At 43.8% G+C, this 345-nt stretch carries 2 tRNA genes; both read left to right on the forward strand.

The annotated features are described in order from the left end of the window. Positions 1-15 precede the first annotated feature (15 nt). Positions 16-91: transfer RNA gene (locus tag H5164_RS19840), tRNA-Glu, on the forward strand. A 132-nt stretch (positions 92-223) separates the two neighbouring features. Further along, positions 224-299: transfer RNA gene (locus H5164_RS19845), tRNA-Glu, on the forward strand. Positions 300-345: the final 46 nt, after the last annotated feature.

The following is a 345-nucleotide window of genomic DNA, read 5'->3' on the forward strand; positions in this document are numbered from 1 at the left end:
TAACGTATCAACTGTGTCCCATTCGTCTAGAGGCCTAGGACACCGCCCTTTCACGGCGGTAACAGGGGTTCGAATCCCCTATGGGATACCATATTTAAGATGGTTGAACATGATTCGAAACTGTTGTTTTAGAAAAAGTGTTTGATGATCTACATAGCACTGGTGTTTAGCCTACAGACACCAATGAGTATTCACTCGATACAGAGTATAACGTATCAACTGTGTCCCATTCGTCTAGAGGCCTAGGACACCGCCCTTTCACGGCGGTAACAGGGGTTCGAATCCCCTATGGGATACCATATTTAAGATGGTTGAACATGATTCGAAACTGTTGTTTTAGAAAAA

Source organism: Shewanella sp. SG41-3, from assembly GCF_014164545.1.
GTDB classification, from domain to species: Bacteria; Pseudomonadota; Gammaproteobacteria; order Enterobacterales; family Shewanellaceae; genus Shewanella; species Shewanella vesiculosa.